Source organism: Microbacterium sp. KKR3/1, assembly GCF_021272365.1.
Taxonomy (GTDB): domain Bacteria; phylum Actinomycetota; class Actinomycetes; order Actinomycetales; family Microbacteriaceae; genus Microbacterium; species Microbacterium aurugineum.
Window position 1 is genome coordinate 44279 of record NZ_JAJSDW010000001.1, and the last position, 14363, is coordinate 58641.

Below are 14363 nucleotides of genomic sequence, written 5' to 3' on the forward strand. Positions count from 1 at the left end.
GTCGCTCATCGGAAGTCCCTGGACCGGTGTGTGAGGCCGGTGCGGAGATCCTCGAACCCGTCGGCGAGCACATTGACCACCCCCTCGCTCGACCGCTCCAGGATGCCGCGGATGATGAGAGCCGGTGAATCCCGGGCGACGCGACGGTAGCGGTTCCAGACCCCTGCCGAGCAGACGACGTTCACCAGACCGCTCTCATCCTCGAGGTTCACGAAGGTGATCCCGGCGGCCGTCGCCGGTCGTTGCCTGTGAGTGACGAGTCCCGCGACCTCGATGCGCCGACCGACCTCGTGGCTCTGCAGATCGACGGCGGTGAGCACCCCGCGGGTGCGCAGTGCCTCCCGGAAATGCGCCATCGGATGGTCATCGGTGGACACACCGGTCGCCCAGAGATCGGCGGAGAGACGCTCGTAGCTGGTCTGGTCGGCGAACAGGGGAGGCTGCACGGCGACCGTGGTCCCCGGGAGGAAGCGTGAGCGGTCGTCCGCCGCGGCTCCGGCCAGCCAGATCGCCTCTCGGCGCTCCATCCCCAGACAGTCGAAGGCCCCTGCCGTGGCGAGGGCCTCCAGCTGTGCGGCGGTGGCATCCGTGCGCCGCACCAGATCGTGCAGATCCCGGTAGGGGCCGTGTGCGTCACGTTCCGCGACGATCCTCTCCGCCAACGGCACACCGATCCCCCGGATGCCGCTGAGGCCCAGTCGCACCGCGAATCCGCCGTCCCTGCGGTGGGCAGCGGACTCGTCGGGAGCCTCCCGATCGAAGCGGAGGACAGCAGGTTGAGGAGCGGCGAGGCACTGCGTCCGGCCGGTGGGTCCGCCTTCGGAGTCATCGGCGAGCGGCTCCAACGAATCCGTCGCTCCGGACAGGTGCAGATCGGGCCGACGGACCTCCACTCCATGCCGCCGTGCATCCGCAGTGAGGGTCGCGGCGGAGTAGAAGCCCATCGGCTGCGCGCGCAACAGCCCGGCGAGGAACGCGGCGGGATAGTGCAGCTTCACCCAGGAGCTGGCGTAGACCAGCAGGGCGAACGACAGCGAGTGCGACTCGGCGAACCCGAAGTTCGAGAACGCCTGGATCTGCGCGTAGATCCGGTCGGCGGCGTCGGCATCGAGCCCTCGTCTGCTCATGCCCGCGTAGAGCTTGTCCTTGACCTTCTCGATCTTCTCCAGGCCGCGCTTGGAGCCCATGGCGCGCCGCAGCAGGTCGGCCTCATCCGCGGTGCAATCACCGATCGCCGTCGCCATCTGGATGAGCTGCTCCTGGAAGATCGGAATGCCCAGCGTGCGTTTCAGGATGTCTTCCAGATCGCTGTGCGGATAGGGGATCGTGAACTCCACGGGGTCTTCACCACGCCGTGCACGCTCCCGGTTCTCCTCGTCGACCCGGTCCTTGGCGATCTTCCGCCGCACGAACGGATGCACCGCACCGCCCTGGATGGGGCCGGGACGGATGAGGGCGATCTGGATGGCGAGGTCGTAGAAGCTCCGCGGCTGCAGACGGGGGAGCAGCCCGATCTGTGCGCGGGACTCCACCTGGAAGACACCGATGGAGTCCGCGCGACAGAGCATGTCATAGACGGCGGGCTCCTCCTTGGGAATGGTCTCGAGCCGCCACTCCTCACCCGTGGCCTGTCGGATCAGATCGAAGCAGTGCTGGAGGGCGGCGAGCATCCCGAGGCCCAGGAGGTCGAACTTCACGAGCCCCATGAAGGCGGAGTCGTCTTTGTCCCACTGGATGACGGTGCGGTTCTCCATGCGCGCATGCTCCACCGGTACGACCTCGCCGACCGGACGCGCGGTGAGCACCATGCCGCCGGAGTGGATGCCGAGGTGGCGGGGGGCTTTGAGCAGTTCGCCGGCATAGGCGAGCACGTTCTCGGGGATGTCGTGGTCCTCGGCCGGCTCCAGCCCCGCACCCCAGCCGTCGACCTGGCGGGACCAGGCATCCTGCTGACCGGGGGAGTGACCGAGCGCTCTGGCCATGTCGCGCACCGCGTTCTTCGGCCGGTACTGGATGACATTCGCCACCTGGGCCGCTCGCTCCCGGCCGTACTCCTGATAGACCCACTGGATGATCTCCTCGCGACGGTCGGAGTCGAAGTCGACGTCGATGTCGGGCTCCTCCGTCCGCGTGGTCGCGAGGAACCTCTCGAAGGGGAGACGGTAGAGGATCGGGTCGACCGCCGTGATCCCGAGCAGGTAGCAGACCGCGCTCGCCGCAGCCGAACCTCGCCCCTGGCAGAGGATGCCGCGTCTGCGTGCCTCGGTGACGATGCCGTGCACGATCAGGAAGTATCCGGGGAAGTCCTTCTCCTCGATCACATCCAGCTCACGGGCGATCCGGTGTTTGCCCTCCTCGTCCAGGCGGGGATACTTCGACGGCACGGCCGCCCAGACCAGGTGACGCAGCCAGCTCATCGGTGTATGCCCCTCCGGCACCTTCTGCTGCGGGAGCGCGGGTCGTGCCAGGCGCAGGGGGAAGGCGGAAGCCATCGCCAATTCGAGCCCGTAGGAGATCGCTCCGGGATGCCGGCGGAAGCGCGCCGACATCTCTGCGCCGCTGCGGAGATGGGCGCCCCCGTGCGCGGGCAGCCAGCCGTCGAGCTCATCCATGCTCCGCACCGCGCGGACCGCAGCCACGGCCTCGGCGAGTGGCGCCTGTGCGGGAGTGGCGTAGTGCACGTTGTTGGTCGCCACCACCGGCAACCGCATCCGTCGTGCGAGCCCGGCGAGAGCGTCGTTGCGGCGGGTGTCCAACGGGTCCCCGTGGTCGAAGAGTTCGACGGCGACGTGATCGTTTCCGAACAGGTCGACCAGGGTTCGCAGCGGGGTGAGGCCGTCGCCTGCTTCGAGCCCGCGGCGCACGGCACCTTTGCGGCAACCGGTCAGGATCGTCCAGTGGCCTCCTGCACGTTCGGCCAGATCGTCGAGGTCGTATACCGGTCGTCCTTTCTCGCCCCCGCGCAACTGCGCCGCGGTGATCGCCCCCGAAAGGCGGTGGTACCCCTCCTTCCCCCTGGCGAGGACCAGCAGATGTTCTCCCGCGGGGTCGGCGGAACCTCGTTGCGGCGCGGGCAGATCGAGGGACAGCTCGGCCCCGAACACGGTCTGCAGCGGACTCTCCATGAGATCGGCGACTTCGGCGAAGCGTGCGGCACCGTAGAAGCCGTCGTGGTCCGTGAGCGCGAGTGCGGTCAGTCCGAGGCGGTCGGCTTCGGCGAGCAGATCTTCGGGGGAAGAGGCCCCGTCGAGGAACGAGTAGGACGAATGGGCGTGCAACTCGGCGTAGGGCACGGCATCGTGCGGACGGGGGATGCCGATGGGGGGAGTGCGCTTGCGGCGACGGCTGACCGGTCCGGGATCGCTCCGTGTGTTCTTCGGCTCGGCGCCCGGAGGGGGCGAGGGGGACTCCTCGCCGCTGAGGGTGCGCTCCAACTCGTTCCACGACAGGGGCGGATTGTGCCAGCCCATCAGCGATACCTCCCCTCGGCCCACCAGCGCTCGCCGGTGTGGAAGACCAGCCAGGCGCGATCCTGGTCATCGACGATCTGGAGCCGATGCCCGCGTTTTCCGCCCCCTGCGGCCCAGCGGCGTTCGTGTACGGGCCAGGGACCGGCCCAGGCCTGCACGGAGACACCCTCGATGCGGGCGGGGTCTTGCGAGAGGGTTCCGCGTTCATCGACGCTGACCGTGGTCTCATCCGCGGCGAGGACTCCGATGGGGCGCGGAGGGTGGAACACCTCGGCGGGCAGAGGGTCGGGGAGGCTGCCGGGCCACGGCGACCCCGGATCCCGTGGAGGGACGGCGCGCTCCCCCCACGGGGTGAGCACCTGACGGTCGGCGAGCCAGCGACCACCGGAGATCGCCGCGGTGACCACGCCCTGATGGCCCAACATGGTCTGCACGCGCGAGACCGCGTGGTGCAGGCGCTCATCGGTGCCGGAGCCGAAGAGCCCCGGTTGGTGATGGGCGGCATCATCCACAGCGGCGGGGGTGATCCGTACGGCGGTGATGCCGCCGAACGCTCGTGCCTCGTCGATCGGTTCCTTCGCGGACTGCGTGGCCAAGGCCTCCAACTGCCAGCGCACCCGATCGACGAGGTCGGAGGCGTCGAAACAGGTGGGGTGCAGCCAGGATCTCGAGAAGACCGCCCCGTTGTCGTCGGTCAGATCGATCCGCACCTCCGTGCAGACGACCGAGGCCTCACCGAGAGCGAGCATCACCGCGTCGGCTGTCTGACGCACCGCGAAGGCGATCTGATCTGCTCCGCCCAGCGGCGAGTCGAACTCGACGCTGCGCACGAGCTCGGGGTCGGGTGGGCGCGGGGTCAGGGGGCGGGAGTCGGCACCCGCGGCGAGGGCGTGCAGACGCGCACCGTGTTCACCGAAGCGGTCGCGCACGTCAGGCGCGGCGAGGGCGGTGAACTCGCCGAGGGTGCGTATGCCGAGCCGGAGGAGGAGTCCGGTGATCTGTTCGTCGCGCAGCACCTGCACGGGGTAGGGGGCCAGGAACTCCCGGGCGGTGCCGGACGGTACGACCGTCCAGGGTGTCGGGCCTCGCGCGGCGATCTCGGCGGTGAAGGGGCCGTCTGCGATGCCGATGCGTACCTCGGGGAAACCGGCCTCTCCGAGGATGGTGGCGAGTGACGCGGCGGCCTCCGCTTCCCCACCGTGGTAGCGGGAGATGCCTCTGGCGCGGAGGATCGCGAGTCCGGGGCGCAGCAGGGTGACTCCCGGGGCGTGCTTCTCGATGAGCTGGAGCACGGGAAGGAAGGCGCGTTCGTCACGGGCCGGGTCGTGCGGGAGGACCTGGAGGGAGGAGAGGTGGCCCTGCGCGACTCGGCGGCGCTGACCGGTGCGGACACCGTGCTCCCTGGCGGAGGCGGTGCAGGCGACGATCGTGTTGGCTTGCACCAGGGCGGTGGGCGGATGTGGAGATGCGCCGCCGAGCGCGGCTCGCATCGGCCAGTCGGGGAACCACAGCACGAGGACACGGAGAGGGGCGTTCATCCTGCTTCCGCCCATCGCAACAGCTCCGGGGGAGCGGATTCACCGAGGGAGGACCTCTCCGGCGAGAGCGCAGGGAGTGCGGTGAGCTCTGCCCCGACGGCCTCGAGAGCGCCGTGCCCTCCCGGCAGCTGCAAGCGCACACTCGAGGGGCGAGGGCTGTGTCGTGTCTGCGCCGTCACCGTCACGGTGCAGTCGGAGAGCAACCCCCAGCCGGCGCCGAGACCGTGCCAGTGCGGGTCATGAAGGCGTATCGTGCCCTCGCTCTGCGGCCATCGTCCGGTGCCGGGGGACTCGGTGACCAGAAGCGTGCAGCCGCGATCACGCAGGCGAGCGCTCAGTCGGGAGACATCGGCGTCTCCGGCCCGGGTGCCGGGGGCGACGACGATCAGAGGCACGACCTCGGCCAGCGCGGAGGTCGCCGCGAGCCAGCGCTCGCCGGGGGTGGGCACGAGGATCAGGCGGGCGAGGTCGATGCCGAACGCGGCCGCTGCTTCGACGCCGAGCGTGGGCATGCCCACCACCGCGCACCAGTGCCCTTTCCGGGATGCGGCGCTGAGCAGCGCGAGCACCAGGCTCGGCGAGGGGGAGACGGTATAGGACGTGCCGGTCTGCAGGCCCTCTTCCGGCAGGAGCGCCGCGAAGGCGGGATCGAGGGGGAGCAGCGTATGCTCGCTGCGACGTCGTTGCATCCTGCTGATCTCGCGGCGCAGTCGCAGTACTTCACCCGCGCGGGAGTCGCTCGCCGGAGAGAGCGAGGTCACCGCATCGAGCCCGATCACCATGTGTCCATTCTCGAAGATATGTACGAATAAAACAAGTCGTACGGATGACGATAGTTCGTACATCGGACATCGTGTTGAGTTCTCCACAGGGCCCACGCGGGCGATCCGCCCATCTCCTAACCTGCGGGGATGGACATCCGGTTCGCGCTCATCGCCCTCGTGCACGTCACCCTGGTCGTCGTCGGCGGCGCGCTGATCGTGATCGACGCCCGCACGCACCGACTGCCCGACCTGATCGTGCTGCCGACGCTCGCATCACTCGCGGCCCTCACCGCGGTCGACGCCCTCCTCACCGGGCGCGGCGACGCGCTCCTCCGCGCCCTCCTCGGCCTGGTGATCCTCGGCGGGTTCTATGCCGTGCTGCGAGCGATCAGCCGCGCAGGGATGGGCGGCGGCGACGTGAAGCTCGCTGCCGTGATCGGCCTCGTGCTGGGGTGGCACGGGTGGGATTCGCTCGTGATCGGTGCCGCGGCAGCATTCGTGCTGGGCGCGTTCTACGCACTGGTGCTCATCCTCCTGCGTCGCGCGACGGGTGCGACCCGCATCGCCTTCGGGCCCTGGATGATCGCCGGAGCCCTTCTCGGCATCGTCCTCGGCTGAATCCGCCCGTCCTCGTGCCGACACCGCGAGGACGGGCTACCCTGAGCACATGGCACTCGCACGACTTCACGGCGGCCCGCTGGACGGGCAGATCATCCCTCTCGGCGATGCGGACGACAAGCTGATCGTCCCCTACAGCGAGACGCAGGTGGTGTACAACCGCCGCGGTGGGCCTCAGAACACCGGTCCGGACGATGGGCCCACGGAGGTCGACTACTGGTTCGAGGAGTCTCTCGAGGATCTCACGCTCGACGATGACTGAACCGTCTCGCACCGTCGAGGTGGAACGCAAGTATGACGTCGACATCGAGACCCCGTTGCCGCGCTGGGACGCGATCCCCGGCGTCGACGCCGTCACCGCCGGCGAGGGTCGCGCATTGGACGCCCGATACTTCGACACCGCCGACGGTGCGCTCGCCCGTGCCGGCGTGGCGCTGCGTCGTCGTACCGGCGGGCCGGACGCGGGCTGGCACGTGAAGGGTCCTCGCCAGGGCGACGGCCGGCTCGAACTCGGCTGGCCGCTCGGCGACGGTGACGACCTTCCTCCGGCCGTCGCGGAGACCGTCGCGACCTGGACGACCGCACCGCTCACCCCGCTGGCGCGCATCGAGAACGATCGCACCGCCTATCTGCTCACCGGTCCGGACGGGGTCGTGGCCGAGTTCGTCGACGACCGGGTGCGGGCCACCGACCTCCGCGGCGGCGTGCAGCGCGAATGGCGCGAGTGGGAGATGGAGCTGGGGCCCGCCGCTCCTGACGATGAGCTGCGGCGCACGGCGTTCTTCGACGCCGTGGAGCACGCCGTCCTCGCCGCGGGCGGCCGCGAATCGGCATCCGGCTCCAAGCTCGCTCGCGCGCTCGGTTTCTAGGCAGAGGCCGCTCGCGAACGCAACCCCTTCCCCCAGGGGCGCGGCGCATGCTTGAGTGACAGCATGAGCCGACCGCCTGTGCTTCGATCGCTGCAGACGATCGTCCCCGAAACCGTTCTCGTGCAGGAGCAGGTGCGCGACGTCTTCGCGCAGCAGCCCGATCTCGGACGGCTCGCGCAGCGGATCGTGACGACGTCGTTCAACGTCTCGGGCATCGACACCCGGCACACCGTGATCGATGAGCTGTCGCTGGAGTCGGAACCGGCCGACCCCGTCTTCTTCGACCGTCGTACCGGGATGCTCCTCGCGCCCGGCACGAGAGCACGCAACGACCTGTACACCCGGGAGGCGGCGAAGCTCTTCGTCGAGGTCGCGCGGCAGGCCCTCGACGCCGATCCTGAAATCGGCCCCGAAGACGTCACCCACGTCATCACGGTCTCCTGCACCGGGTTCCACGCCCCGGGTCCGGAGTACGAGATCGTCCGCGGACTCGGACTGTCCGATGCAGTGCAGCGTTTCCATCTCGGCTTCATGGGCTGCTACGCGTCGATGCCGGCGTTGCGTGCGGCGAGCCAGTTCTGCGCCGCCGATGAGAACGCCGTGGTCCTGGTCGTCAGCGTCGAGCTGTGCACCCTCCATCTGCGTTCCTCCGAGGACCCGGACACGATCGTCGCGTCCTCGTTGTTCGCCGACGGTGCGGCAGCCGGCATCGTGACGTCCCGTGATCTTCCGTCGCCGTCCTCCTCGCTGCAGCTGGACCGTTTCCATACGGCCATCGCGCCGGAGGGCGAGAAGGATATGGCCTGGACGATCGGTGACACCGGCTTCGAGATGATCCTCTCGACGTCCGTTCCGCAGATCATCGGGGAGACGATCATCGGTGCCCTTCGACCGCTGTACTCGGCCGAGAATGGCCTGGCCGAAGCCTTCGAGGCCGGGACGGTGGGAGACCAGGTGCAGCACTGGGCCATCCACCCCGGCGGCCGCAGCATCCTCGACCGGGTGCAGGAGCGGATGCAGCTCAGCGACGCGCAGCTCCTCCCGGCGCGGGAGGTCCTGCGGGAGAACGGCAACATGTCGAGCGCGACGGTGCTCTTCGTCCTCAAACGGATCCTGGAGGATGAGGGGGCCAGCGGCGGAGAGCGCGTGGCGGCGATGGCTTTCGGGCCAGGGCTCACGGCCGAGAGCGCGCTGATGACCGTCGTCGCGCCGACCGGGTCATGAGCCCCGATCTCACGCTGCGAGATGTGGAGGCCCGCGAGCGGATGGACGATCCGTATGCGGACGCTCGGAAGCTGGCGCGGACGTACGGACGGTTCGGTCTCGTCAACGCGCTCGTCTCCCGGCCCGGGGCGATGTATCGGCGCGACATCCGTCCTCGCGCGGCGCGTACCGGGCGACTGCGGATCCTCGATGTGGGGGCCGGTGGGGGAGACCTCTGCCGCTTGCTCGCGTGGCGTCTGCGTCGAGACGGTCTCTCGGCGGAGGTCACCGCGCTCGACGCCGACGACCGTGCGATCCGCTGGGCAGCGGCGCATGATGGCGGTGCGGGCGTGCGCTACCGCTGCGCGCTGACCACGGAGCTCGTCGCCGCGGGGGAGACTTACGACGTCGTGCTGTCCAACCACGTGCTGCACCACCTCGACGCGGCCGAGCTCCAAGGGGTGCTCAGCGATTCCGTGCGGCTCGCGGCTGCCGACGGGATGGTGGCGCACCACGACATCGCCCGCAGCCGCACCGCGTACGCCCTGTTCGACGCGGCCACCTGGCCGATCTCCGGAAGCCTCCTCGCCGACTCCTTCATCCGGGAGGACGGACTCATCAGCATCCGTCGCTCCTACACGGTCGCCGAACTCGCGGCGGTCGCCCCGGACGGGTGGGCCGTACGCGGCGGTGCGCCCTTCCGCGTGGAGCTGCGATGGGACGGGGCCCATGCCCGACCATGACGTGCTGATCGTCGGCGCGGGGCCGGTGGGTCTGCTGCTGGGCTGCCTGCTGCTGCAGCGCGGCCTGCGGGTGGTGGCGTGCGAACGTCGAGCAGACGCGGATCAGCGGACCAGGGCCATCGGCATCCACCGCCCCGGGTTGGACGCGTTGGACGCCGCGGGGGTCGGAGACGAGGTGCGCGCGGAGGCGCTTCGGCTCGAAGGTGGGGAGGTGCGCAGCCGTCGGCGCACCCTGGCGTCCGTCGACTTCGCATCGGATCGTCCGGTCCTGATCCTCCCGCAGCCGCGAAGCGGCGCGCTGCTGCGGGGCCGGATGCACTCGCTCTCGGAGGAGGCCCTGATCACCGGATGCGCCGTGCGCCTCGTCCGGCAGGACGCGGATGCCGTGCGCGTCACGGCGGACTCCGCGGAGGGAACCCGCATGATCTCGGCGGCCGTGGTCGTGGTGGCCGACGGCGTGCGGAGCCGTCTGCGTGAGGGGCTCGATACCGGATGGCGTCGTCGGGCCGGACGCGCCGCGTATTCGATGCTCGATGTCGAGGAGCCGACGTCGGAGAACCGGGCCGTCCTGCACTGCGAGCCGGAGGGTCTGGTCGAGTCCTTCCCCCTCCCCGGTGGTCGCCGTCGATGGGTGGTGCGGGGCAGTGCAGACGCCCTTCGCACCGCCGATGACTTCCGTGCGACGATCGAGCGGCGTACCGGGATCGGCATCGAACCGGCCGCCACGGACGCCCCCACTCCCTTTCTCGCCGCCCAGCATGCGGCGACGCGCCTCCATCAGGGCCGGGTGGTGCTTCTGGGCGATGCCGCACACGAGATCAGTCCGATCGGCGGACAGGGCATGAACCTCGGGTGGGTCGATGCCGTTCGTCTCGCGGAACGACTCTCCGCCACGCGGCCCGGCGCGGTGCCGGACCTGGGTCCGTACGACCGACGGGTGCGCCGATCGGCATCCCGGGCGCAGCGCCGCTCCGCGTTCTACATGGCGATGGGGGCGCCCGCCCCGGCGCCGGTGGTGCGCGGCAGGGAGCTGCTGATGCGTACCCTCGGGTCCGCTCCGTTGCGCGGCTGGACGGCAGGGCTCCTCACGATGCGCGGCCTGTGACGCACGAAGGCCCGGTCCGCACTCTGCGAACCGGGCCTTCGTGATGTGAGGATCAGAAGTTGATCATGTGTCCTGCGAGGCCGTGGAAGCCTTCCTGCAGTGCCTCCGACAGCGTCGGGTGGGTGTGCACGTTGCGGGCGAGCTCGAGTGCGGTCAGGTCCCACTTCTGGGCCAGCGTCAGTTCGGGGAGGAGCTCGGAGACGTCGGGGCCGATCATGTGCGCGCCGATGAGCTCGAGGTGCTCCGCGTCGGCGATCAGCTTGACGAAGCCGACCGGCTCGCCGAGGCCGTGCGCCTTGCCGTTGGCCATGAACGGGAAGTTCGCGACCTTGATCTCGCGCCCCTCGTCCTTGGCCTGCTGCTCGGTGAGCCCGAACGATGCGACCTGCGGCGAGCAGAACGTCGCACGCGGCATCATCCGGTAGTCGCCGAGGGTCTGCGTCTCCGCGCCACCGATCGTCTCGGCGGCGACGACGCCCTGTGCCTCCGCCACGTGGGCGAGCTGCAGCTTGGCCGTCACATCACCGATCGCGTAGATGCCCTCGACGTTCGTGCGCATGTGATCGTCGATGTCGATCGCGCCGCGTTCGGTGAGCTTCACACCGGTCTTGTCGAGGCCGAAGCCCTCGATGTTCGGCGCGAAGCCGACCGACATCAGCACCTTGTCGGCCTCGATCGACGACTGCTGACCGTCCTTGCCCGTGTAGGTGACGGTGACGGAGGAGCCGTTGTCGACGACCGTCTCCACCTTGGTGGAGGTCAGGATGTCGACGCCGTAGTTCTTGTACTGCTTCGTGATCTCCTTCGACACGTCGGCGTCCTCGTTGGGGAGCGCGCGGTCGAGGAACTCGATGATCGTGACCTTGACCCCGTAGTTCGTCATCACATAGGCGAACTCCATGCCGATCGCGCCCGCGCCGACGATGACGATCGACTTCGGCAGCTCACGGGTCATGATCTGCTCTTCGTAGGTGACGACGTTCTCGCTGAGCGTCACGCCCGGCAGCAGACGGACCTTGGAGCCGGTGGCGATGATGGCGTTGTCGAAGGTGACCTCTTCGGACGTGCCGTCGGCCTTGGCGACCGAGATCGCCTTCGGGCCGGTGAAGGTGCCGCGACCGTTGTACTCGGTCACCTTGTTCTTCTTCATCAGGAAGTGGATGCCCTTGACGCGACCCTCGGCGACCTCGCGGCTGCGATCGAACGCCTTGCCGAAGTCGATCGTGAACTCGCCGGAGATCCCGAAGAAGTCCGCCTTGTGGTTCAGGGTGTGCGCGAGCTCCGCGTTCTTCAGGAGCGCCTTGGAGGGGATGCAGCCGACGTTGAGGCAGACACCGCCCCAGTACTTCTCCTCGATGATGGCGGTGGACAGACCGAGCTGCGCGCTGCGAACCGCAGCGACGTATCCGCCAGGACCTGCACCAAGGATGACGACGTCGTAGTGTGGCATGCCTTAAGCCTATCGCTCCGACGGGGTGTCGGAATCGGTCGGAGCCCCACCCCGGCGGCGGCTCGCGACGATCCAGATGACCACTCCGGCGACGACCAGGACAGCGATGATCGCGAGCACCCAGACCCATGCGGAACCCGTGTCGGCATCGTCGGGGACCGGTGTGGGCGTCGAGGTCGCCTCGGGCTCCGTGGTCTGCTCCGCCGTCGGCGCTGCGCTGGTCGGGGCCGCCGTGGGCTCCGCGGTCGCAGACCCGTCGTCGCCGACGGTCACCATGAAGGAGTACTCGCCGGAAGTGGGGTGTCCGTCGCTGGAGACGACCTTCCAGATCACGTGGTATTCGCCGGCCGGACCGGACCCCTGCAAGGGCTGGGTGACGATCGCGCCTTCGACCGTCGCCGCGCCCTCGGTGACCGACGTGCCATCGGGGGCGGTCACGACGACCTCCGTCGCACCCTCACCGTCGATGAGCTTGGCGCTGAAGGTCAGCGTGAGCTCTTCGGGGACGGTGTCGACCGATTCATCGGCAGCGGGAGACGACGACACGAGCGCGTCGTGCGCGGACGCCGAGAGCGGGGAGAAGAGCACGAGGAACGCGGCGAGCAGGGTCGCGGCGAGGGCGATCGGGGCGGCCGACGGGCGCAGAGCTTTGGTCTTCACCACTCCACCTTATGGATAAGCAGTATGTGACGGCTGAGTGTGAATGCGGCCTCCCGCGAGCGCCTCGGCATCCGTTAGTCTGGATGATCAGGAGGGCACAGTGACAGACAGCGACAGCCGACCGGCCGGTGAGGACGCGATCCACCGTTCCGGCGAGCAGAAACACGACGTGACGCAGACGTTCGGACACGATTCCGACCTGTCTTTCGTGCCGTTCGGGGTGGAATTGACCGACGTGGAGCAGACGGCCATCGCCGCACTGCCTGCGGGATCCGCGTTGCTGCTGGTGCGCTCGGGCGCTCTCGCCGGTGCGCGCTATCTGCTCGACACCGATGTGACCACGGTCGGGCGGCACCCCGAGGCCGACATCTTCTTCGACGATGTGACCGTCTCGCGCCGGCACGCCGAGATCACCCGCAGCGGATCCGCCTTCGAGATCATCGACCAGCGCTCCCTCAACGGGACGTATGTCAACGGGGAGCGCGTCGACCGCAGCGCGCTGGTCGACGGCTCCGAAGTGCGCGTCGGCAAGTTCCGTCTGAACTTCTTCGTCTCCCCTCACGATCGCGCGGCGGCGAACGACTGATGGCGGCCACTCCCGCCCGCGAACGTTCCGCGTCCGCGGGCTTGCTGAGTATCGGCCAGGTCCTTGCTCGGCTCACACCGGAGTTCCCCGACCTCACGTCCAGCAAGCTGCGTTTCCTCGAAGTGCAGGGCATCGTCAGCCCCTCCCGCACGGAGTCGGGCTACCGCAAGTTCTCCGCCTCGGACATCGAGCGGTTGCGTCTCGGTCTCACGCTGCAGCGCGATCACTATCTTCCGCTGAGCGTCATCCGGGAGCAGCTCGATGACGCCGCCGCCGGCGGGGAGGCGTCCGCCCTCGCTCCGCCGCCCTCGATCACGCCGGCGCCGCGTCGCTACCGCCGAGACGAGTTGCTCGCCGCCGCCGGTGCGGGACCGCAGCTGCTCAACGATGCGATCAGCACCGGCGTCATCACGGCGCAGGAGAGCTACCCGGAAGCCACCGTCACGCTGCTGCGTGGTCTCGTCGCCCTCGACCGCCACGGCATCGAACCCCGGCACCTGCGGTCGTTGCGCCAAGGGGCTGAGCGGGAAGTCGCGCTCATCGAGTCGGCGATGTCCGCACTCCTGCGGCGGACCGACGCCGCATCCCGGGCGAAGGCCAGCGAATTGGCGCCGGAACTGGCGACGCGGATCGACGAAGTGCGCTCGCTCTTCGTCAAGGATGCGCTGTCGCGAGTGCTTTCGTAACGAACTGATTGCGACACACCTTCGTTGTCGCACGGATGTCATTGCCGGTGCCCAGGCACTGCTCTACCGTGGAAGAAACCGTTCCAGGGAGGATTTCAGATGAATGCGGATGAGCTCGCAGGCGACCCGCGGTTCGTACCCGAACTCCTCTTCACCGACGGCCTCCCGGCCATGGACGACGAGGTCGGATACCGCGGCGCGGTCGCCGCTCGTGCGGCCGGCATCACGTACCGCCAGCTCGACTACTGGGCGCGCACCGAGTTGGTGGAGCCCACCGTGCGCGGCGCCAGCGGCTCCGGTTCGCAGCGCCTCTACGGCTTCCGCGACATCCTCGTCCTGAAGCTGGTGAAGAGCCTTCTCGACACTGGCATCTCCCTCCAGCAGATCCGCACCGCCGTCGAGGAGCTGCGCCGCGCAGGCATCCGCGATCTCGCGGGCACCACGCTGATGAGCGACGGTGCATCCGTCTACCTCTGCACGTCGAACGACGAGGTCATCGACCTCGTGAGCCGCGGCCAGGGTGTCTTCGGCATCGCCGTCGGCAAGGTCCTCCGCGAGGTGGAATCGACCCTCGTGGCATTCGACCCGACCGCTCCGGACCCCGTCGACGAACTCACCGCTCGTCGCGCGAAGCGTTCCGCCTGACCACGACTTTCCGCTTCAGACGGAAA

The 14363-nt window shown here is 69.0% G+C and carries 14 protein-coding genes; 9 read left to right on the forward strand and 5 right to left on the reverse strand.

Going from position 1 to position 14363, the window contains the following annotated elements; genetic code table 11:
- Positions 1–5: 5 nt before the first annotated feature.
- Genes LVJ59_RS00240 through LVJ59_RS00250 form a run of 3 tightly spaced genes read right to left on the reverse strand, consistent with a single transcriptional unit; the run spans position 6 to position 5790 of the window.
- Positions 6–3470, reverse strand: coding sequence for an error-prone DNA polymerase (locus LVJ59_RS00240; RefSeq protein ID WP_232761606.1), 3465 nt, complete (start codon positions 3468–3470; stop codon positions 6–8).
- On the reverse strand, positions 3470–5008 hold the full coding sequence (locus tag LVJ59_RS00245) for a DNA polymerase Y family protein (protein ID WP_232761607.1): 1539 nt from the start codon (positions 5006–5008) through the stop codon (positions 3470–3472). Before LVJ59_RS00245 ends, LVJ59_RS00240 begins: the two co-directional genes overlap by 1 nt.
- The gene (locus LVJ59_RS00250) at positions 5005–5790 is read right to left on the reverse strand and encodes a hypothetical protein (protein WP_232761608.1); all 786 of its coding nucleotides are present in this window, start codon (positions 5788–5790) and stop codon (positions 5005–5007) included. Before LVJ59_RS00250 ends, LVJ59_RS00245 begins: the two co-directional genes overlap by 4 nt.
- Positions 5791–5919: 129 nt before the next feature.
- Between LVJ59_RS00250 and LVJ59_RS00255 the strand changes: the two genes are divergently transcribed.
- From LVJ59_RS00255 to LVJ59_RS00280, 6 genes are all read left to right on the forward strand, one after another.
- Positions 5920–6390, forward strand: a complete 471-nt coding sequence (locus tag LVJ59_RS00255; protein WP_232761609.1) for an A24 family peptidase — start codon at positions 5920–5922, stop codon at positions 6388–6390.
- A 49-nt stretch (positions 6391–6439) separates the two neighbouring features.
- A complete protein-coding gene (locus LVJ59_RS00260) occupies positions 6440–6652 on the forward strand; it encodes a hypothetical protein (protein ID WP_047521915.1) in 213 nt (70 codons plus the stop codon).
- Complete coding sequence (locus tag LVJ59_RS00265; RefSeq protein ID WP_232761610.1) at positions 6645–7259, forward strand: CYTH domain-containing protein; 615 nt, start codon at positions 6645–6647, stop codon at positions 7257–7259. The genes LVJ59_RS00260 and LVJ59_RS00265 overlap by 8 nt, the downstream gene beginning before the upstream one ends.
- Before the next feature lie 63 nt (positions 7260–7322).
- Positions 7323–8483: a type III polyketide synthase gene (locus LVJ59_RS00270; protein WP_232761611.1), complete on the forward strand. Its 1161-nt coding sequence runs from the start codon at positions 7323–7325 to the stop codon at positions 8481–8483.
- Positions 8480–9205, forward strand: a complete 726-nt coding sequence (locus tag LVJ59_RS00275) for a methyltransferase domain-containing protein (RefSeq protein ID WP_232761612.1) — start codon at positions 8480–8482, stop codon at positions 9203–9205. The genes LVJ59_RS00270 and LVJ59_RS00275 overlap by 4 nt, the downstream gene beginning before the upstream one ends.
- The gene (locus LVJ59_RS00280) at positions 9192–10310 is read left to right on the forward strand and encodes an NAD(P)/FAD-dependent oxidoreductase (protein ID WP_232761613.1); all 1119 of its coding nucleotides are present in this window, start codon (positions 9192–9194) and stop codon (positions 10308–10310) included. Before LVJ59_RS00275 ends, LVJ59_RS00280 begins: the two co-directional genes overlap by 14 nt.
- Before the next feature lie 52 nt (positions 10311–10362).
- On the opposite strand, the gene lpdA is transcribed toward LVJ59_RS00280, so the two are convergent.
- The gene (gene lpdA / locus LVJ59_RS00285; RefSeq protein WP_232761614.1) at positions 10363–11760 is read right to left on the reverse strand and encodes a dihydrolipoyl dehydrogenase; all 1398 of its coding nucleotides are present in this window, start codon (positions 11758–11760) and stop codon (positions 10363–10365) included.
- Positions 11761–11769: 9 nt separating this feature from the next.
- Positions 11770–12420 (reverse strand): copper resistance CopC family protein, encoded by a 651-nt coding sequence (locus LVJ59_RS00290; RefSeq protein WP_232761615.1) that lies wholly within the window; start codon positions 12418–12420, stop codon positions 11770–11772.
- A 100-nt stretch (positions 12421–12520) separates the two neighbouring features.
- Between LVJ59_RS00290 and LVJ59_RS00295 the strand changes: the two genes are divergently transcribed.
- The 3 genes from LVJ59_RS00295 to LVJ59_RS00305 all read left to right on the forward strand — a co-directional run bounded on the left by LVJ59_RS00295 (position 12521) and on the right by LVJ59_RS00305 (position 14337).
- A complete protein-coding gene (locus LVJ59_RS00295; protein WP_047521927.1) occupies positions 12521–13006 on the forward strand; it encodes an FHA domain-containing protein in 486 nt (161 codons plus the stop codon).
- Positions 13006–13692: a MerR family transcriptional regulator gene (locus LVJ59_RS00300; protein WP_131491299.1), complete on the forward strand. Its 687-nt coding sequence runs from the start codon at positions 13006–13008 to the stop codon at positions 13690–13692. Before LVJ59_RS00295 ends, LVJ59_RS00300 begins: the two co-directional genes overlap by 1 nt.
- Positions 13693–13791: 99 nt before the next feature.
- Entirely contained in the window at positions 13792–14337 is a 546-nt protein-coding gene (locus tag LVJ59_RS00305; protein WP_047521931.1) for a MerR family transcriptional regulator, read from the forward strand.
- Positions 14338–14363 lie beyond the last annotated feature (26 nt).